This window comes from Aestuariibaculum marinum (assembly GCF_014596975.1).
Classification (GTDB): Bacteria; Bacteroidota; Bacteroidia; order Flavobacteriales; family Flavobacteriaceae; genus Aestuariibaculum; species Aestuariibaculum marinum.
This window is the reverse complement of record NZ_JACVXD010000005.1, coordinates 178,680-200,203: the sequence shown is the minus strand read 5'-3', so window position 1 is coordinate 200,203 and position 21,524 is coordinate 178,680. Positions and strand designations below refer to the sequence as shown.

At 36.0% G+C, this 21,524-nt stretch carries 17 protein-coding genes; 7 read left to right on the top strand and 10 right to left on the bottom strand.

Features of this window, described 5'->3' with window-relative positions:
- Positions 1–104 precede the first annotated feature (104 nt).
- Positions 105–950, top strand: coding sequence for a UDP-2,3-diacylglucosamine diphosphatase (locus ICJ85_RS10830; RefSeq protein ID WP_188223808.1), 846 nt, complete (start codon positions 105–107; stop codon positions 948–950).
- A 3-nt stretch (positions 951–953) separates the two neighbouring features.
- On the opposite strand, the gene ICJ85_RS10825 is transcribed toward ICJ85_RS10830, so the two are convergent.
- Entirely contained in the window at positions 954–3,881 is a 2,928-nt protein-coding gene (locus ICJ85_RS10825; protein ID WP_188223807.1) for an FAD-binding and (Fe-S)-binding domain-containing protein, read from the bottom strand.
- A gap of 145 nt (positions 3,882–4,026) precedes the next feature.
- On the opposite strand from ICJ85_RS10825, the gene ICJ85_RS10820 reads away from it, so the two are divergent.
- Both ICJ85_RS10820 and ICJ85_RS10815 read left to right on the top strand, forming a co-directional pair.
- Entirely contained in the window at positions 4,027–4,518 is a 492-nt protein-coding gene (locus ICJ85_RS10820; RefSeq protein WP_188223806.1) for a hypothetical protein, read from the top strand.
- A 123-nt stretch (positions 4,519–4,641) separates the two neighbouring features.
- Positions 4,642–5,013 carry a VOC family protein gene (locus ICJ85_RS10815; RefSeq protein ID WP_188223805.1) on the top strand — a complete coding sequence of 124 codons (372 nt, stop codon included), beginning with the start codon at positions 4,642–4,644 and terminating at the stop codon, positions 5,011–5,013.
- A gap of 1 nt (position 5,014) precedes the next feature.
- Here the strand turns inward: ICJ85_RS10815 and bshA are convergent, their stop codons facing one another.
- The 8 genes from bshA to ICJ85_RS10775 form a co-directional block, all read right to left on the bottom strand.
- Positions 5,015–6,151, bottom strand: coding sequence for an N-acetyl-alpha-D-glucosaminyl L-malate synthase BshA (gene bshA, locus ICJ85_RS10810; protein ID WP_188223804.1), 1,137 nt, complete (start codon positions 6,149–6,151; stop codon positions 5,015–5,017).
- Positions 6,152–6,173: 22 nt separating this feature from the next.
- On the bottom strand, positions 6,174–9,092 hold the full coding sequence (locus tag ICJ85_RS10805) for a glycoside hydrolase family 3 N-terminal domain-containing protein (RefSeq protein WP_188223803.1): 2,919 nt from the start codon (positions 9,090–9,092) through the stop codon (positions 6,174–6,176).
- Positions 9,093–9,257: 165 nt separating this feature from the next.
- Complete coding sequence (locus tag ICJ85_RS10800) at positions 9,258–9,743, bottom strand: ABC transporter ATPase (RefSeq protein ID WP_188223802.1); 486 nt, start codon at positions 9,741–9,743, stop codon at positions 9,258–9,260.
- Positions 9,744–9,786: 43 nt separating this feature from the next.
- On the bottom strand, positions 9,787–10,581 hold the full coding sequence (locus tag ICJ85_RS10795; RefSeq protein WP_188223801.1) for a (Fe-S)-binding protein: 795 nt from the start codon (positions 10,579–10,581) through the stop codon (positions 9,787–9,789).
- A gap of 30 nt (positions 10,582–10,611) precedes the next feature.
- Positions 10,612–10,986 carry a hypothetical protein gene (locus ICJ85_RS10790; RefSeq protein WP_241739532.1) on the bottom strand — a complete coding sequence of 125 codons (375 nt, stop codon included), beginning with the start codon at positions 10,984–10,986 and terminating at the stop codon, positions 10,612–10,614.
- An 8-nt stretch (positions 10,987–10,994) separates the two neighbouring features.
- Positions 10,995–12,302: a (Fe-S)-binding protein gene (locus ICJ85_RS10785; RefSeq protein ID WP_188223800.1), complete on the bottom strand. Its 1,308-nt coding sequence runs from the start codon at positions 12,300–12,302 to the stop codon at positions 10,995–10,997.
- A gap of 6 nt (positions 12,303–12,308) precedes the next feature.
- The gene (locus tag ICJ85_RS10780; RefSeq protein WP_188223799.1) at positions 12,309–13,241 is read right to left on the bottom strand and encodes an MlaD family protein; all 933 of its coding nucleotides are present in this window, start codon (positions 13,239–13,241) and stop codon (positions 12,309–12,311) included.
- Between the two features lie 50 nt (positions 13,242–13,291).
- The gene (locus ICJ85_RS10775; protein ID WP_188223798.1) at positions 13,292–14,413 is read right to left on the bottom strand and encodes an N-acetylmuramoyl-L-alanine amidase family protein; all 1,122 of its coding nucleotides are present in this window, start codon (positions 14,411–14,413) and stop codon (positions 13,292–13,294) included.
- A 198-nt stretch (positions 14,414–14,611) separates the two neighbouring features.
- Between ICJ85_RS10775 and ICJ85_RS10770 the strand changes: the two genes are divergently transcribed.
- Both ICJ85_RS10770 and ICJ85_RS10765 read left to right on the top strand, forming a co-directional pair.
- On the top strand, positions 14,612–17,389 hold the full coding sequence (locus ICJ85_RS10770; RefSeq protein WP_188223797.1) for a putative LPS assembly protein LptD: 2,778 nt from the start codon (positions 14,612–14,614) through the stop codon (positions 17,387–17,389).
- Positions 17,390–17,422: 33 nt separating this feature from the next.
- Positions 17,423–17,803: a RidA family protein gene (locus tag ICJ85_RS10765; protein WP_188223796.1), complete on the top strand. Its 381-nt coding sequence runs from the start codon at positions 17,423–17,425 to the stop codon at positions 17,801–17,803.
- Between the two features lie 7 nt (positions 17,804–17,810).
- Here ICJ85_RS10765 and ICJ85_RS10760 read toward each other — a convergent pair whose 3' ends face one another.
- Complete coding sequence (locus tag ICJ85_RS10760) at positions 17,811–19,226, bottom strand: ATP-binding protein (RefSeq protein WP_188223795.1); 1,416 nt, start codon at positions 19,224–19,226, stop codon at positions 17,811–17,813.
- A 135-nt stretch (positions 19,227–19,361) separates the two neighbouring features.
- On the opposite strand from ICJ85_RS10760, the gene ICJ85_RS10755 reads away from it, so the two are divergent.
- Positions 19,362–20,402, top strand: coding sequence for a GMP reductase (locus tag ICJ85_RS10755; RefSeq protein ID WP_188223794.1), 1,041 nt, complete (start codon positions 19,362–19,364; stop codon positions 20,400–20,402).
- Between the two features lie 23 nt (positions 20,403–20,425).
- A complete protein-coding gene (locus ICJ85_RS10750; RefSeq protein ID WP_188223793.1) occupies positions 20,426–21,430 on the top strand; it encodes a sugar kinase in 1,005 nt (334 codons plus the stop codon).
- Positions 21,431–21,524 lie beyond the last annotated feature (94 nt).

Here is a 21,524-nt window from a genome sequence, read left to right as displayed (position 1 = left end):
AAACAGATAACACAGTCTTAACAATATGCTGATATTTAAATAAATACCAGATAATGATTAGGTAATATCTGTTCCCGTATTTTACATCTAAATATTTTAAACACTTGAAGATTAAAAGAAAAATAGAAATCGCCGTAATATCAGATGTACATTTGGGCACTTATGGGTGTCACGCCAAACAGCTGTTAACCTACCTAAATAGTATCACGCCTAAAAAATTAATTTTAAACGGCGATATTATTGATGTATGGCAATTTAGTAAACGTTACTTTCCAAAATCACACTTAAAAGTTATAAAAAAGATTATGGATATGGCGGCCGATGGTGTTGAAATAATTTACATTACCGGTAATCACGATGAAATGCTCCGTAAATTTAGCGGCACATCTATTGGTAACATTTCTATTGTTGACAAACTGGTTTTAGAACTTCACGGAAAAAAAGCCTGGTTTTTTCATGGCGATGTGTTTGATGTTTCTATACAAAATGCGAAGTGGCTAGCGAAACTTGGGGGTTATGGTTACGACCTACTTACTTTACTCAACCGCGGTGTTAACTGGTATTTAGAAAAACGTGGTAAAGAGCGCTATTCCTTATCTAAAAAGGTGAAAAACGGTGTAAAAGGTGCTATAAAATATATTGATGACTACGAAAAAACCATATCTGATTTAGCCATTGAAAATGGTTACGACTATGTCATTTGCGGTCATATACACCAACCTAAAATGGAGTATATTGAAAACAAATACGGAAAAACAGTATACCTAAACTCCGGTGACTGGGTTGAAAATTTTACCGCCTTAGAATACCAATTTAAACGCTGGAAAATTTACAATTACAGTAACGACAAACTAGCTCCGTTTTATCCTGACGAAGAATTTGAAGATAAAGAAATCAAGGATTTAATTGCTGCCATTACCATCGTAGAGCAACAAAAAAAGAAGTCTTAAATATTAAATTAAGGCTTCTCTTAAAACTGTTACAGGATGTTTTGCTTCCCGACCTGTTCCATCTTTAATCTGATGTCTGCAACTAGTCCCGTTTGCCGAAATAATAGTTTCAGTTGATGCTTTTCTAACGGCAGGAAACAGGGTTTGTTCTCCTACATTCATGCTCACATCATAATGTTCCTTTTCGTAACCAAAACTACCCGCCATACCGCAACATCCGCTTGGTATAATAGTTACTTTATAGTTTTTAGGTAAATTCAAAACATCGAAACTCGACAATTGATTTCCCATTGATTTTTGATGACAATGTCCGTGGAATTTAATAGTCTTGGATTCTGAAGTAAACTGTTCCGGCTTAATATTACCTAATTTAATTTCCTGCTGAATAAATTCTTCAATTAAAAACACATGTCTAGAAACATATTCCGCTGAAATTCTATCGTCTGTCAACTTTAAATATTCATCTTTAAAGCTTAAAATCGCAGAAGGTTCAATTCCGATTAGTGGCGTCTCCCCTGTAACTAAATCTTTAAAAATGGAAATATTTGTATTGGCTACCTTTTTAGCTTGCTCTAACAGTCCTTTTGATAAAAATGTACGTCCAGACTCGGGATGATTTACAACCTTCACTTCATAATTTAACGCAGTAAGCAATTCAAAAGCATCAATACCGATTGGTGTATCTAAATAATTCAAAAATTCATCATTAAACAGATAAACTGTTTTAATAGGTTTACTTACATAGGTTTTATCATCAAGCCTTTTAAATACCTTTTTAAAACTTCTTTTTGAAATTAATGGTAATTGACGCTCTCTAGCAATACCGAAAGTCTTTTTTAACACAGAAGACGTCCATCCGTTTGAAAACATAAAATTTGTGAGCGCAGGTGACACACTTCCAAAACGATTCAACTTATTATTATAGGCAAACATTTTCGTTCGCCACGATACCCCATTAGCTTTTTGATACTGGTATTGGAATTCTGCTTTTAAGGTTGCGACATCCACACTACTCGGGCATTCGCTGGCACAGGCTTTGCAGCTTAAACACAAATCGAAAACGGTTTTCAACTCCTCGTAATCAAATTTATTATCCTTATCGGAATTGGTTAAAAATTCACGTAACGCATTCGCTCTGGCTCTCGTAGTATCTTTTTCATGTCGTGTAGCTCTGTAACTCGGACACATCACGCCACCAAACTCCGGAAGTTTTCTACAATCTCCGGAACCATTACATTTTTCAGTCTCTCTCAGAATACCTTGTGATGCTGAGAAATCCATTAAGGTTTTTATTTCCGGCTCTTTACGATCGGTTTGATAACGCAAACTTTTATCCATTGGTAACGCATCAACAATCTTTCCGGGATTAAAAATATTATCAGGATCGAAAGCATCTTTTATCCGCTTTAATATCTGATAATTGATATCGCCTATCATTAACGGAATAAACTCGGCACGCACAATACCATCACCATGTTCACCACTCATCGATCCACCGTATTTCTTGACTAAATGAGCTACATCGGTTGTAATCTTTCTGAACAACCCAACGTCTTCAGAGGTTTTTAAATTCAAAATGGGGCGTAAATGTAACTCCCCTGCTCCGGCATGTGCATAATAAATAGCCTCTTGGTTATAACCTTTCATTAATGCTGTGAACTCCGAAATATAATTCGATAAATCTGGCAAGGCCACAGCAGTATCTTCAATACAGGCTGCCGATTTTTTATCACCTACAATGTTCCCTAACAATCCTAATCCGGCACTGCGTAAAGTATTGGCACGATTGATATCTTCACCCACCAATTTAGGATACGCATAACTCAATTCGGATGCCTGTATGCTTGCTACCAATTGATTGGCTAAAACTTCAACCTCAGCTTTAGTATTGGCACGCACCTCACACATTAAAATAGCTTTGGGATCGCCTTCAATAAACCGACGATTCTCCTGCTGAGTTCTGTTATTTTTTGTACAATCAAGAATGGTTTTATCCATCATTTCGCAGGTGTACAAATTATGCGCCATGGTTAACTCAACGGCATTTAAACAGTTCTCTATACTGTTAAAGTGCGCAGCCACCATCACACTTTCCTGTGGAGGTAATTCGTCTAATTTTAAAGTAATCTGGGTTGAAAAAGCTAGTGTTCCCTCACTTCCGGTCAATAACTGACACATATTAAAATTACCTTCTGAATCAGTAAAAATATTAGACTTTATCAGTTCATCTATAGCATAGCCTGTATTACGCCTGTGAATTTCAGGTTTTGGAAACTTCTCTTTAATTTCCTTCTGCACGCCCTTAGAGTTTAAAGCGCCGTAAATACTTCTGTAAATATGACCTTCTAAAGAATGTGCTTTAGCTTTTTTATGAAATACTTCAGGTGGTATTTCCCCAAACACGGCTTCAGTTCCATCACTTAACAAGGCTTGAATCTCAATTACCTTATCTCTGGTTACTCCATATTGAATAGATGTTGTTCCTGATGAATTATTTCCAACCATTCCGCCAATCATAGCACGATTAGATGTAGAGGTTATCGGACTAAAAAACAATCCGTAAGGCTTTAGATAATTATTTAATTCGTCTCGAATAACACCTGGCTCTACAGTTACGGTTTTAGCCTTTTCATCAAAATTTAAAATATTTGTAAAATGTCTTGAAACATCTACTACAATGCCCTTTCCTACACATTGTCCTGCCAAAGATGTTCCTGCTGTTCTGGGAATTAAAGACGTGTTATACTTCTTTGCAAACTCAATAAGTAACTTTATATCTTCCTTATTTTTTGGATAAGCCACTGCTTCGGGCAACATACGATATACCGATGCATCGGTTGCATAAATTGCTTTTATCAATTCATCAAAATATAATTCGCCAGATAATTTTTTGCTTAGTACCTGTAAATGTGCTGTTAAGGTGTTTTGCATGATTGCCTTTTCAATAATTCCTAAAAAAGATAAATATAATTACAATTTTCATCATATTTTTACATTTAGTTATGGAGTACGAAAATTATAATCTTTTTATTAAAAATCTTCGTATATTCATTTTATAAACAAAACTTAAAACTTTATGAAAAAATTATTTTTATTAGCATTTGCAGTATTAGGATTTGTATTTGTCTCGAATGCACAGGACATTTCAAAACACGCCTTAGGTTTAAGACTTGGAGATAGCGATGGTTTCGGAGCCGAAATCTCTTACCAACATGCATTAGGTGGTGCTAATCGTATTGAAGCAGACTTAGGCTGGAGAAGTAGCAACAACTGGGATGGTTTTAAACTTACCGGTTTATACCAATGGGTTTTTCCTTTAGAAAACCGTTTTAACTGGTATGTTGGTGCCGGTGGTGGTCTTGGCTCTTACAGCTGGGATAACGACAAATATCCTGATTTAGATGATGATAGCGAAACCTTTATTTTTATTGCAGGAGACTTAGGTATCGAATACAGCTTTGATATTCCTTTAATGTTATCTTTAGATTTCAGACCTGAATTAGGTTTTGGGGATTTTAGAGATGACTTAGATTTTGATATCGCTTTAGGTATTAGATACCAATTCTAATCGAAACAATATATAAATAGAAAAGCGCCAATTCTGGCGCTTTTTTTTTATGAGTAAATTTTGTAAATTTTTAATTCGAAACCTTATTGCTATCTTTATAAAACTAACCATAAATCATTAATTATGACATTAGGAGCGTTTTCAATTAGTTTAAGTGTAAAAGATATAAAAGCTTCAAAACACTTTTATGAAACCTTAGGTTTTTCTGTTTTTGCAGGAGATATGGATAAAAATTATCTTATTATGAAAAACGGCAATGCCTTAATTGGTTTATTTGAAGGTATGTTTGAAAATAATATTCTAACCTTTAATCCTGGCTGGGATGAAAATGCCAAACCCTTAGATACATTCGACGATGTTAGAACCATTCAAAAACATTTGAAATCTTCTGGTATACTTTTGAAAAGTGAAGCCGATGAAACAACGTCCGGACCTGCAAGCTGTGTGGTATTAGACCCGGATGGCAATGCTATTTTAATCGATCAGCATGTTTAGATTAAAGTACTAAACACTTCGCTAAAGTATCCTCATAAATTTTTTCATATTGTGGCACAATCATATGTACATCAAACTTTAAAGCGGTTTTACGCGCATTTTCTTTAAAGGTTTTTAACCGTTCTTCATCACTTAAAATGTATAATGCATTTTTAGTCATATCGGCTACATCACCAACATCGCTTAAAAACCCTGATACCCCTTGAATATTAACTTCAGGAATACCGCCGGTATTACTTGAAATTACCGGTACCCCAGAGGCCATTGCTTCCAATGCCGCCAAACCAAAACTTTCGGTTTTTGATGGCAATAAGAACAAATCACTAAACCAAAGCACTTTATCAATCTCGTTACTCTTTCCTAAAAAGGCAACTTTGTTATAAATGCCAAGTTCTACACAACGTGCTTCTATCCTTTCTCGCTCAGGCCCCTCTCCAACTAACATCAATTTAGCTGGCATTTCTTTTTGAATATTATAAAAGACCTCAATAACATCATCAACACGTTTAACCTGACGTAAATTACTAATATGCGTTATAATCTTTTCGTCATCTTTTGCCATTAAACTACGCTGACAATCTGAAAATAACACATTATGTTTATCTAAATCAATAAAATTGGTTACTACGTTAATTTCATTTTTAATATCAAATAAACGCAAAGTATCATCTTTTAAGCTTTGAGACACTGCTGTTACTGCATCTGATTTATTAATACTGAAGGTTACCGCCGGTCTGTAGAACGGATGACTTCCCACTAAAGTAATATCGGTACCATGTAAAGTTGTTACAATAGGTACATAAATATTCTCTTCAATAAGCATCTTTTTCGCCATATATGCTGCATAAGCATGCGGAATCGCGTAATGTACATGTAAAATCTCAATACCATGTAGTTTTACCATATCAACCAATTTGCTTGACAAAGCCAACTCATAAGGTTGATAATGGAATAAAGGATATTCCGGCACATTCACTTCGTGATAATGCACATTGTTACTCACCAACTCTAACCTAACCGGTTGGTTGTAGGTAATAAAATGAATTTCATGACCGCGTTTAGAAAGTTCTAAACCTAACTCTGTAGCAACTACTCCACTACCTCCAAACGTTGGGTAACAAACAATACCTATTTTCATTTTCTTTTTATAACTACTTTCTTTAATCGATAATGGCTTGATATATTAAGCTTTGAATATCGGTTCTAATATTTTCTTTTAACAGCAGATTATGATCTGCATTCGGGTAAGTTCTATTTGCCAAAAATACGTAAACTATTTCTTTTTCCGGGTCTGCCCAAGCATAAGTTCCGGTAAACCCAGAATGCCCGAAACTTGAAAAAGACACGCAACCACAGGTTGGTCCGTCGCCACTCAACTGCGGTTTATCGAACCCTACGCCCCGTCTATTGTCTTTAGAACTATAATAACTGGTATTAAAACGATCGACTGTTTCTGACATTAAAAACTGCTTTCCGCCATAATATCCCTTTTGTAAATACATCTGCATAATTTTAGCCACATCGTTAGCATTACTAAAAATGCCTGCATGACCACCAATACCATTTTGCATGGCGGCCCCCATATCGTGAACATACCCATGTACTTCTCTATATCGGTAATAATTATCGACCTCGGTAGGCACAATTTTTTTATTACTAATTTTATGATATGGGTTATACAATGTATAATTTGCTCCTAAAGGCTCATAAAAATGACTTTGTACTAACTGCTCTAAAGTTCTGTCGTAATAGGTTTCAATAAATTTCTTTAAAATGTAATATGGAAAGTCACTGTAGCGATATTTTAACTTCGGAAGCAGTTCTGATTCCCTGATTATCCTTTGAATAGAATCTGGATAATCGGAACGTAAATACATATTTTTAGCCACTTCTACATCAAATTCCTTACTGCGTACTTTTCTGTAATATGTATCGCTTGGGCGTCCACTTTCTGAGTCTAAGGTATGATAGTAAAACGGTTCCCAAGGACGTAATCGTGCGTAATGCGATAACATTTGCTTTATGGTTACATCTTCTTTATTTGAACCTTTATATTCCGGCATTAATTCACCCAATTTAGAATCTAATGAAATGATCCCCTCTTGCTCCATTTCCATGACCAATGGTAATGTTGCTAATATTTTTGTGAGTGAAGCCACATCATAAATATCGTCCCAAGCTACTTTCTCTTTTCCCTCGTAAGTATGCTTTCCAAAATTCTTATTATAGATAACTTTTCCTCGTCTTGCCACTAACAGCTGAATTCCTGGGGTCATTTTTCCTTTAATCGCCTTATTGACTAACGAATCAATTTTATTCAATTTCTCTGAATCGACACCAACACGCTCCGGAATAGTATATCCTAAACGCTTAATGGCGTGCCTGTGAATACCATGTCCCACAGGGAAAGTTTGACCAATAGAGACCGGTAAAACACCTACCGCATCTATAGCACCAAAAATTAACTGCGCTGACTTTTGCTGTGCAATTTCGCTATTTTGGTAACTTACAATGATGCTTTCAATATTAGTTATCGATTTTAAACTCGTTAAGGCATAAGGTTTCACAAAAGCATCTAAAATCACAGTGTGCGATTTCGATATATTGTCTATCCATTGTAATTCATCTTCTGTAAATTCATACCCTTTCCATGGGTTTGCATTCGATCGATGAAACCCTATAATAACCGTATTATAATCCTGCAATTTAGCTGTTAACCCATCTAATGTAGGCGCTTCAATTTGGTGGACTTTGGTATACTTTTTTAATTCGTTAAAAAATGGCTTACCCTCATCATCTCCCAAACCAACGTATGCGATGGTTCTAGTTTCCAATTGTTGAATAGGCAACAATTCTCTTTCATTTTGTACAATAGTAATCGCATTTTCTAAAAGCTCCTCGTATATGAGATCATCTTTAAGTCGGTTTAAATCTTCAATTAAATGCTTTAAAACAATAGGTTTGTATTTATTTAATCCCACTTTATATTTTGCCATAAGCACTTTCTTTACCGAATATGCCAAGCGCTCTTCTGAAATCTCTCCAGCATAATATGCGTCCGCAATTTTAGAGACACCAACACCTACATCTTCAGACATCAACATCACATCGTTCCCTGCTTTAAAAGCCGCTAAATCAATATCGCCGGTCTCACTAAAGTTTGCGGCACCTTTCATGGTCAAGGCATCGGTAAACGTTAACCCTTCAAACTGAAGTTTTTCTTTTAAGATATCGGTTACAATATGTTCTGATAGCGATGACGGATAGCCTTCACGAGGTTCTAAACTGGGTACATTTAAGTGGGCTACCATCACACTGGAAAGCCCTTCTTTAATTAATTTTTTATAAGGGTATAACTCAATAGAGTCGATACGCTTTTCATCAAAGCTAACTGTTGGAAGTGTTTTATGAGAATCCTGATCAGTATCTCCATGCCCTGGAAAATGCTTGGCATTTGCTAAAACACCGGCACTTTGCATCCCTTTCATAAAGGCGGAGGCCTTTTCGGTAACATTATCGCGGTCTTCACCAAACGAACGGTTTCCTATAATTGGATTTTTAGGATTGGTATTAATATCTACCACCGGAGCGAAATTAAAATGTACCCCTAAGCGTTTACAATGCTCACCAATTTGCCTTCCGGCTTGTTCTACTAGATTATTGTCTTTTATTGCACCAAGCGTCATATTCCAGGGAAACGCATAGGTAGAATCGAGGCGCATGCTTAAACCCCATTCAGCATCCATACCCACTAACAAAGGTACTTTGGATAAGGCCTGCAGTTCATTATCTAATTTTGCTTGACGAACTGGCCCTCCCAAAGAATAAATAACCCCACCTATCTGGTATTCCTTTATAAGATCTACTATTTTATTTTTGGTTGCCTGATCCTGATTAGACATCACCTGAACCATATACAACTGCCCTATTTTTTCCTTTAAGGACATAGAATTGTATATACTGTCTACCCAACGTTGTTGGGCATGACCATCCGGCGTTAATAATGGATTTGCAGAATCCTGAGCAAAAAGAATTGCGGTAATAAAGAGGGTAGTAAGTATAGAAAAGATTTGACGCATAAAAATGGATTAATTATGATGTTATTACTTGCATAAATATGCCGTAATAATCATGCCAAAATAACACTTTTAGTAGTAAAATAGAAGTATTTTAAGATAGATTTATCCTATTCAAATTTTCTCGTAATATTAAAAAAAACTGTTAATTCATAAAACCCTAGGTATCTATTTTAAAAAACGGCTGTGCCAGCTCTCGCTTGCAGGCACTTCCCAGTTTTCATTAAAGTCAGCAATATTAGCTACCAGATTATTGAAAACAATCGTGTTTTTAGAAACCGCTTTGTCTTTGGCCATCTGTTTAAAATCGGTAAGTGATTTATAAGCAATATATTCTCCTTGCTTATAAGACACATTCATCTTATCCATCAAATCGACCTTATAGTCTTGTTCCAGTTCCTGAATAAAACGTACCGATGCATCGATAGAGCACCCTGTGGCTTTATTCAAATTCTGATTTAACCCTATAACAATAAAACGTTTATATTTTATCAGGTATCCGGCATTTAAATCGCTACCATGAGCCGTCCAGTTCTCTAAGAATACGTTTAATTTTTCTTCTATTTCTCCGATTTCCGCTTCAGTAAATGAGCGGTTAGCCTGGTATATCCAAACTCGAGATTCTTCTGGTAATGTATTAAAATCTACTAGCATTTTTTTTGTTTTTAAGACGCTTAGCCTGCGCTCAGCTTACATTTTATTCTCCTTGTGCATTGGCAATTAATTCTGCCACGTCTAATACCGATATATCGGCTTCTTTTTCTTTGACTTTTACGCCATCGGTCATCATGGTATTACAATACGGACAACCGGTAGCTATAATATTTGGGTTGGTTTTAAGAGCATCCTCGGTTCTTAAAATATTAATGTCTTTATCTCCTTTTTCTGGTTCTTTAAACATTTGGGCTCCGCCTGCACCACAGCACAATGCTGTTTTGCGGTGGCGTTTCATTTCAACCAACTCAACACCTAAAGTTTCTAATAAAGCTCTTGGTGCTTCATACACATCATTAGCGCGACCTAAATAACACGGATCGTGAAACGTAATGCGTTTTCCTTTAAACGCATTATCTGACTCTACTTTTAAACGTCCAGAAGTAATTAAATCGTTTATAAATTGTGTATGATGTAAAACCTCATAATTCCCTCCTAATTGTGGGTATTCATTTTTTAAAGTATTATAAGAATGCGGACAAGCCGTAACGATACGCTTTACCTCGTAAGCGTTTAGAATTTCAATATTTGTAACCGCCTGCATTTGGAACAAAAACTCATTTCCTGCACGTTTAGCAACATCACCCGTAGAACTTTCTTCAGTTCCTAAAACCGCAAAATCGACATTAGCCTTATTAAGAATCTTAACGAATGCTCTGGTTATTTTCTTAGCTCTATCGTCGTAACTTCCGGCCGACCCCACCCAAAACAAAATTTCGGGTTGTCTGCCTTCGGCCATACATTCTGCCATGGTTGGCACATTAAGTACTTCGCTCATTAGATATTCTTTTTAATAAAGACCATGTCTTTAGTTTCGTTGTTCGTTTATCGTTAAAACAGAATCCTTCATCATGTTATCTTCACGTAACCTTGCAAAATCTTTTTTCGCTATTCTAATGTAGAGGGCGTGCCGAAAAACACCGCTGGGCATTCTGAATTTCTTATTATTTCTAACCAGATAAGTTCGCCTAAGCGCCTCGTTGCCTATCTGTTCTTTTTGAAATTTTGTGCAATAATCACAAAATACCTTTTTCACTCTAATATCCTGAGCCCAATAATTTTGGTACTCGACTTCGGTATACACCTTAATTTGTAAAGAATCCTTTTGATATCCAACTTGCCCAGCAACGCTTTTCAATAAAAACATAAAAATAAGCGTTAATATGGCGGTTGAATATTTCATCTGTTCATTTATTCGTCTTTCCAGTTTAAACGGTCCATTTGGTTATATGGCCAAGGAGCTCCGTTGTTTTCAATATTGGTCATCATATTATTTAACTCGGTTGGTGCCGCACTTTGCTCCATAACCAAATAACGACGCATTTCTAAAATTATTGACAACGGATCAATACTTACCGGACAAGCCTCAACACAGGCATTACATGTGGTACATGCCCAAAGCTCTTCAGTTGAAATATAATCGCCCAATAATTGCTTACCGTCATCTTTAAACTCGCCCTTATTAGCATCGATATTCCTACCTACTTCCTCTAAACGGTCGCGGGTATCCATCATGATTTTACGAGGCGATAATTTTTTTCCTGTTAAGTTCGCCGGACACTCACTTGTACATCGTCCACACTCGGTACAGGTATAAGCATTTAGTAACTGCACCCAACTTAAATCCTGAACGTCGCTAGCGCCGAATTTTTCAGGCACCGCTGTCTCAGCACCTTCTGGAGGCGCAGCAAAGGGATCGACATTTGGATCCATCATCATTTTCACCTCGTTGGTAACCGATTCTAAATTGTTTAATTGCCCTTTGGGTGCTAACTTTCCATAATAGGTGTTTGGAAATGCCAACAGGATATGTAAATGTTTTGAAAAGTATAAGTAGTTTAGAAAAACTAAAATCCCTACAATGTGTAACCACCAAGCGCCTCTTTCGATAAGGTGAAGTGTGCCTTCGGACAGGCCGCTAAACCAAGGTGCCATGTACTGACTAATAACATTACCTAAATTCATGGTTTGAAAATGCACATCGGTAGCATTCATCACTAAAAACAAGGTCATTAACACCATTTCAAAATACAAAATGAAGTTACCGTCATTCTTAGGCCAACTAGTCATTTCGGCTTTCCAGAAACGCTTAAGTTTAATAATATTTCTACGAATCCAGAATACTATTACCGATACAAATACTAATAATGCTAAAACTTCAAAAGCGCCAATTAAAAATCCGTAAGTGGCTCCGATTACTGAAAATATGCGATGCGTACCAAACAACCCATCGATAATAATTTCTAAAACTTCAATATTAATAATAATGAAGCCCAAATACACAATAATATGTAAAATACCTGCTACCGGCCTACGCACCATTTTACTTTGCCCCAAGGCAATCATGGCCATGTTTTTAAAACGCTCTGATTTATTGTCGCTTACATCGGCATCGCGTCCTAATTTAATATTACGTATTAGCTTTTTTACATTCTTAGCAAAATAGCCAATACCTGCAGCTAATATGATAGCAAAAAGTATATTTGGCAAGTATTCCATTAGTAATTAGTTGGTTTCTTCGTTGGTATACGGAATTTCTTTTTTCGATAAAATTCTGAAATAACGTTTTGGGTGTAATTTAATATCTCTTAGCAACTCTTCCATTTCCTTGGTTGCGCCTTCTATATTGTTATATAAACCTTCGTCTTTTAGCAATTTACCAAGTGTACCTTCCCCTTCATCCACCGAGGCCAATACACTTTGTAAGCTTTCTAAGGTTTTATTTAATGACGCAATGGTAGCTCCCATATCAGCCTCCTTTAAATCGGCTAACATAATAGATAAATCCTCGCTCGATGTTTTGAAGTTACCTAAAGTGGTTTCAATAGTTTTTTTATTATCAACTAAATACCCATTTATGTGTAGCGAAGTTGCCTCAAACGCCTTTAAGGTTTCATTTAACTGTGCTACGGTATGTTTTAAACCTGTTTCAGACTGGTCGTTAACCACTTTGTTTAAACTGACAATTAACGAATCGGCCGATTTTAAAGTAGAATTTAAATCCATACTTAACCCTGAAAAGTTTTTAGACAGGCTGGTTACCAGTCCCATTTCAACTTCAGATTTTAATTTATCTCCTGGTTTTGCCTGCTCGCCAACTTCACTAACTAAAATTGCCAAACCATTACCGCCCATCAAGCCTGTTTCGTACATTCTAATGGTAGAATTCTTTGAAAATTTTAAATTCGGATTTACCGTAAAAGCAACATGGGTTTTTCCAGTTTCAAAATCGTATGAGATATCCTGAACTTTACCTACGGCATTACCTTTAACAGTAACTACAGATGATTTTGTTAATGCATTGTAATCGAAATCGGTGTAATAAAGATCTTCGGCTTCAAGTAAATTTTGTCCTTTTAAGTAGTTGTATCCAAAAACAAAAAGAACAATTCCTGCTACTACTAATACGCCTGTTTTAACTTCTCTTGATATTTTCAAAGTATATGATTTAGTTGCACAAATTTAAAATAAATTTAAAAAGAATGCTTTTAATTAGCAGTTGTTTTTAATGCTTCGGCTAGGCTTATTTTTTTTCCATCCTTGAAAGCAACAATAAAACTGGATTTGTAACCTTTCTGCTTCGCAACTTCTTCCTTTTGTTTTATTTGATTATAATCTGAAGTACTGGCATAAAAATATTTATACAAACTGCCTTCTTTCATTCTTGAAATATCATCTAACCCTTTAAAGTTATAAGGCTTTGTTTCTAATGCTTTAGAACTTGCTGCAATTTGAATTTTAAAAGTAATGTCTTTATGAATATCTTCCACCTGCGGCTGAGCTTCATCATTATTGGATACTGATTCTTCTATAAACGCATACTCCCCTACATTACCATCAATAATATGCTTATACTCTAAAATAGCGTCGGCAACAGCATTAGACATTTCACGTTGACCTTTAGATGAATTTAAATATCCTCCCTCTTCTCTATATGTTAAAAACCCCGTTTCAATTAATACGCTTGGCATTACGGTTTGGTGTAACACAATAAATCCTGCCTGTTTTACTCCACGGTTTTTACGTTTTAATTTATCTGTGAATTTCTTCTGAATTAAGCTTGCCAACTGAATACTTTGATCTAAATATTCTTCCTGACTTAATAATATACTCATTACCGATTCTGGTGAATTCGGATCAAAACCACTATAGTTTTTCTCATAATCACTCTCAAGGAAAATTACCGAGTTCTCCTTTTTAGCTACCTCAAAATTAGTTTGATTTCTGTGGGTTCCTAACACAAAGGTTTCTGTTCCGTGCGCCGCAGAATGATGGGCATTACAATGTACCGACACAAATAAATCGGCATCGGCTTTATTAGCAATTTGTCCACGAACAAATAAATCTACAAACACATCCTTTTTTCGGGTATAAACCACTTTAATATCGGGGTTCTTTTCAATCATCTTCCCGACTTCCAAAACAATTTTTAAGGCAATATCCTTCTCCTTGTAACCATTACCCATATTCCCGGGATCGTGCCCCCCGTGGCCAGCATCTAATACCACAACAAATTTACCTCTATCCGCACCTGTATCAGATGTCGTGAAAGAAGAAAATGTTAATAGTAGTATAAAAGATACGAAAAGTAATAGGCTGTTCGTTTTCATTTGGTAAATCATATTATCTTAAAAAAATTATAAAATATGGCACAATTATGGCTGCAACTCTGGCTGAGACATAAAAATAAGACTATTTTAAAATTTAACGATTAAAAAACACCCTTTATTACACTAATAATTTGCGTGTTCTTTTAATTTTAAAATTTAATTAAATTATAAATCAATCACAGAAAAATATATGTAATTTTGGCTTTTCAAAAACCGAGCCATACTTTTACAAAAATACATTTAAAAGCGTTGCATACAAACAACTTTAAAATACTTTTTGCATTAAGTTTTACAGTGTTTATTAACACGTTAAGCTTCGCGCAAGACATCCCAAAAAAGGGTAAATCTATTGAACGAAGCACCGAAACCGTAACCATTAATGCAGATAGTATTATTGCCCCAGAACTATCGGAGAAATCGCAGGATACTACCCTGACCGATTCTGTTAAACCTAAAAAAGAATTATTAGAGCATACGGTAAAATACCATGCTACCGATTATACAAGATTCAACAAAACAGAGCACAAACTCTATTTACATAACGAAGCGAGTATTGATTATGGTGACATGAATATTAAAGCCGGAACCATAGTCATTGATTATACAAAAAACACTGTACACGCCAAAGGAATCACAGATACCATAAACGGTTACACCCAAAAACCGGTATTTACCCAAGGAAGTAACGTCGTTGAACCTGATTCCATAATATTTAATACAAAAACAAAAAAAGCCTTAATTTACAACTCACAAACCGAACAAGGTGAAGGTACCGTTATTGCCAAAGTCACCAAAAAACAAAACGACTCGGTTTACTTTTTAAAAGAGGCGAAATACACCACTGCCGAAGACCTTGATGACCCTGAATATTATTTTAGGCTTCGCAAGGCTAAAATTGTACCAGGAAAGAAAATTGTAACCGGGTTTACTAACCTTTATATTTACGATGTTCCAACTCCGGTGGCTTTACCTTTTGGATTTTTTCCGCAGTCAGAAAAACAAACATCAGGGATTATCATCCCTAGTTTTGGAGAGCAAAATAATCGAGGTTACTTTTTACAAAACGGAGGGTATTATTTTGCCATTAGCGATTATGTAGACTTGGCCGTTTTAGGAGATTACTATACCAATGGCAGTTATGGTATGCGACTGGAAAGCACCTATGCCAAGCGTTATAAATTTAGAGGTAATGTAGGTTTTAGATATGAAAATTTAATTACCAGTGAACGCGGTTTCCCTGATTATGCAAGAAACACCATTTATAACATTCGCTGGTCGCACAGTCAGGATTCTAAAGCGAGTCCGAATTCCAGATTCTCGGCTTCTGTGAACTTAGGTAGTAGTAAATATTACCGAAACTCGATTAACCAGATTAATTCCGGATCGTTCTTAAACAATACCTTATCATCATCGGTATCGTATTCCAAAACCTTTTTGGGAGAGCCGTCTGTGAATTTCAGTTTAACAGCAACGCATTCGCAAAATACCAATACCGAAACCATAAACATGACCCTACCTACTTTTCAAGGAAGTGTTGGTAGAATTTATCCATTTGTACCCAAAACGGGATCTAAAAAAGGTATTTTTCAAAACATCAACTTACAATATAGCGTTCGAGGAGAAAACCGAATCACAACCACCGACGAGTTCTTCTTTAAAAGTGAAATGTTTGACGATGCTCGTGCCGGATTTCAACATAGTATCCCTTTAAGTACCAACTTTAAATTATTCAAATATTTTAGTGTTAGTGCCAGCACTAATTACAACGAAGTTTGGACCTTTAAAACGGAAAAAGAAACCTATAACGCAGCCGAAGGAGAAACCGAAACAGAAACGTTAAACGGATTTGACGCATTCAGAACATATAACTTCAGCACCAGTTTAGGAACAACGCTTTACGGAATCTTTCCCTTTGAAAAAGACGGAAAGGACAGAAAAATTAAAGCCATTCGTCACGTGATGCGTCCTTCTGTTAGTTATAACATCAATCCTGCGTTCGATAAATATTACGAATCTGCCGAAGTTGTTAATGCCGATGGTTTAACCCAAGGTGAACTTGATGCTATTTATGAGACTGTAAATTTAGAGTACTCTCGTTTTCAAAATGGTATTTTCGGTTCTCCAAATAAAACCTTTTCCAGTTCAATGGGTATTTCCGTTTCTAACAACTTAGAAGCGAAAGTTCGCGATAGAGACTCAACTGCCAAGGAACCTAAAAAAGTGGTGTTATTAAACAACTTAAACTTTTCTACGTCCTACAATTTCGCAGGAGACTCACTACAATGGAGTCCGGTAAGAATGAGCGGTGGTACTCAGTTATTTAACAACAAAATGAGTGTTAACTTTGGTGCCACATTAGATCCTTACGCTCTAGATAACAACAACAGAAAAATTGATAAATTCAATATAGACAACGGCGGAAGTCTTTTTAGATTAACCAGTGCCAACCTGACGACAAGTTGGTCTATTTCAAGCAAAAATGGCAAAGCCAGAGATAAAAGTAACGATCGTGGTATTCAGGAAAATGTTAGAAGTGGTGGTCGAGATGACGATATGTTTGGGGTTTCCGAAGATTTTGCGAACCAACAGTTCAGTGAAGAAGGTGAAGAAAGTGATGAGAGCGAAAATGGCTTATACAGCTACAGCATCCCTTGGAGTTTACGCATAGCCTATGCTGTCAACTACTCTAATTCCAGAAGAGAGAACCAAATTTCATCACATTCCCTAATGTTTTCGGGTGATGTTAAACTATCCGACAAATGGTCTATTGGATACTCTTCTGGTTACGATTTAAAGAATGCCGGTTTCACCTATACGCAATTACGTTTTGAACGTGATTTGAAAAGCTGGCGTATGAATTTTAGCTGGGTTCCGTTTAGTGACAGAACCTCTTGGAATTTCTTTATCGGAATTAAATCAAGTATGCTAAAAGACTTAAAATATGAAAAACGCAGACAGCCAGACATTCAGTTATAGTCTAAAAATAGTATTTCTTAAAATATAAAAGACATGAAAAAAATAATTACAACCACAAAAGCTCCTGCACCAATTGGCCCATACAATCAGGCAATTTTAAGCGGCAACACACTTTATACTTCAGGACAAATTGCTTTAAATCCAGAAACAGGAGAATTGGTTTTAGATGATATTAAAATAGAAACCAAACAGGTTATGGAAAATATTAAAGCCGTTTTAGAAGCTGCCGATATGACTTTTGAAAACGTTATTAAAGCCTCTATTTTCATTAGTGATATGGGAGAATTTGTAAACATTAACGACGTTTACGGAAGCTACTTTAATGAAGCAACAGCTCCCGCTCGTGAGACCGTACAAGTGGCGTGTTTACCTAAAAATGTAAATGTAGAAATTAGCGTGATTGCAGTTAAATAAGCTGTAATTAACTTACCCTTTTTTCAGCTAAAAGGTATTTAACCAGAATATCTTTTAGCTTATAAATATCTATTGGTTTTGATAAGAAAGCATCTAAACCAAACGCCTTGACTTTCAACTTATCCTCTTTAAAATCACTTGCCGAAACAGCTATAATAGGTGTTTCGTTAGTTTTATATTTCTTAGTATTCTTTATTGCCTTTGTGGCCTCAAACCCATCTAGGTCGGGCATATATAAATCCATAAAAATCAAATCGAAATCCAGAATTTTATATAATTCTACAGCTTCAATCCCATTTTTCGCAAAGGTACAGTCGACACCTTGTTGCTCCAGTAAATATTTAAGCACACGACGATTCATACGGCTATCTTCTGCTACTAAAACATTTCGCTTTTTAGTTAACAAAGGCTTAATTGCTTTTGTATCAACCTTAACGTTTAAGGTCTTTTTCAATTGTAAACTGAAATAAAACGTAGTGCCTTCGTTTTCCTGAGTTTCGATTTTCAACTCCCCTCCCATTAGTTTTACCAGCTTATGACAGGTAGACAACCCCAAGCCACCACCTCGATATTCTTTTCTTAAAACTGTAGACTCTTTTTTTGAAGAGTTAAAAATTTGCTTCACCATATCTGTTGGCATACCAACTCCAGTATCCTTCACGTAAAAGGTTACAATTTGCTCATCGCCTATCGCTATGGTTTGATCAACAATAATGGAAATTTCACCTTTATTGGTAAACTTAATCGCATTATTTACAAGATTGATTAATACCTGTTGAATTCTTAAACTATCTCCTATTAAAGAAAACTTCGAGTCCTCAGATTTTAAAAACTGATAATCGAATGTCAAACCTTTTTCCCAGGCCTGATAATCGAATACTTTAAGTAAACTGGTTAACTCGGCATTTAAGTTAAAAGCAACTTCATTTAAAACAATATCACTGCTATTAACTTCGTAATTACTCGAAAACATATTTACCAGTTGATGCATATATTTCGATGAAATATTAGCAATTTCCAGTTTAGCATGTTGCGATTCATCCAGATCAGTCTTCTTTAACATATCCATCATCCCTAAGACTGTACTCAATGGTGTTCTTAATTCGTAACTGATATTTGCTAAATACTCAGCACTAAAATCGGCTTCTCTATTCGCTTGTGTTAACTTCTGCTTTAAGTCATCTATTAACACCTTAGAATGCTTACGCTTGGCTCTGTTTTTTAATTCATTTTTATGAAAATACTGAAGCAATAAAATCTGAATTACTACCATTCCAAACAATAGCAAAACAGTGGTCTTCACAGGAAGTTTCTGCTCTATAAAACAATATCCCAAAAAAATAACACCAGCAATAAACGCCAGTATAATCGAAGAAATTGCGGTTTTTAATCTTACCGGTTTTTTGCTTGGGACAAATCGCATTTAAAAAGTGTTTTAACAAACATATCCATAATTATACGAATTAACAAGTGTATTACAGGCATTTAAGTCTGTATAATTATTTTGTTTTTTTTAAATTTATAACAAGATACATTTCCTAACCCTAATCATCAAAATATGCGTATAGAATATGATATAAAACTTGGATTTAAAGATGTTATGATTCGCCCGAAACGTTCTACTTTAAAGAGTAGATCGGAAGTTAGCTTAGAACGTGAATTCAAATTTTTGCACAGTCCGTTAGAGTGGACAGGCATCCCTATTATGGCAGCAAATATGGATACGGTGGGCACTTTTGAAATGGCGAAGGCGCTATCAGAAAAACAACTCTTTACAGCCATACACAAACATTATTCTATTACAGACTGGAATGTATTTTCATCAAATTGCCCAGAAAACATCGAAAATTATATTGCTGTGAGTACAGGGATCAGCCAGCAAGATTCTGAAAAACTGGCTTCCATTTTTAAGTTTAATCCTTATCTAAAATTCATTTGTATTGATGTTGCGAATGGGTATTCTGAGCATTTTGCTGAATTCGTAAAAAAAACTCGCGCACAATACCCCGATAAAGTTATTATTGCCGGTAATGTGGTAACAGGCGAAATGGTTGAAGAGCTTTTACTTTCCGGAGCCGATATTGTTAAAGTTGGTATTGGTCCGGGGTCGGTTTGTACAACTCGTGTTAAAACCGGTGTTGGCTACCCGCAACTATCAGCTATAATAGAATGTGCCGATGCAGCTCATGGTTTAGGCGGACAAATTATAAGTGATGGTGGCTGTACTATTCCGGGTGATATCGCCAAAGCTTTTGGAGCTGGTGCCGATTTCGTTATGCTTGGTGGTATGCTGGCAGGACATACCGAAAGCGGTGGAGAATTAATTGAAAAAAATGGTAAACCTTACAGAAAATTCTATGGGATGAGTTCATCAACTGCTATGGAAAAACACGTGGGTGGCGTTGCCGAATACCGTGCCAGTGAAGGTAAAACAGTTGAAGTGCCTTATCGTGGAGATGTTGAAAATACCGTTCAGGATATTCTTGGCGGATTACGAAGTACCTGTACTTATGTAGGAGCACAACGCTTAAAAGAATTAACCAAACGCACTACTTTTATTCGCGTAAACGAGCAGGAAAATAGAGTTTATAACGAATAATAAAATATAAAACCACTAAACTAATGAAACAAATCATCACATTTGGAGAAGTATTAATGCGCTTATCTCCGGAAGGTAACAAAAAATTTATGCAGGCTAATTTACTTGAATTTTACTTTGGCGGCACAGAAGTTAACGTTGGTATTTCAATCGCTAATTTTGGAGAAAAGGTAAAACATATAAGCTGTGTTTCCGACGATTTTGTTGGCGACACAGCCATTTCATATATTCAAAAATTCGGAGTTAGTACCTCGGCTATCGCCAGATCTGATCGTCCGCTTGGCGTCTATTTTCTGGAAGTTGGAGCTGTGATGCGTCCGAGTTCAATTTCCTACAATCGGTCGCATTCCTCATTCGCCGATATTCGACCTGAAATGGTAGACTGGGAAAATATTTTAAGAAAAGCCAAATGGATCCACTGGACGGGCATTACACCAGCCCTTGGAAAAGGCGCTTACGATACTCTGAAAGCCGGACTACTTTTAGCTAAAGAAAAAGGTATTCAGGTGTCTACCGATCCTACCTACCGAAAAGGTTTATGGAAATATGGTGAAAATCCAAAAGATGTGCTTACAGACCTAATCTCGCTTTCTACCATATTTATTGGTGGCGTCAATGAAATCAATGAAGTATTAAGCGGCAACTATTCATATTCCAACGACGATTTCATAAAAGCATCGCAACAGCTTATGCAACGCTTTCCTAACATTGAAAAAGTATTCGATAAAATAAGAACACCTATAAACGCATCGTGGCATAAAATCAGAGCCCGCATGTGGAATGGTAAAGAATTCCGGGAAACTACCGATTTTGACATCACCCACATTATTGATCGCATTGGTACCGGCGATGCTTTTGCAGCCGGACTTATTTATGGTTTACAGTCTTTCGATGATTGTAAAGCAATGGAATTTGCAAGTGCAGCCTGCGCTTTAAAACACACCTACGAAGGCGATGTTAATTATGCCACAGTAGACGAAGTTACAGCGATTTTAAACGGCGATGTTTCCGGTCGAGTAAACCGATAGCATTTGCTGATTTTATTTTGGTTTACCTCAAAAAATCAAGGTCAAAATTATTTACACAACAATTTAAATAACAGAAATTTAAGCATTTTACATT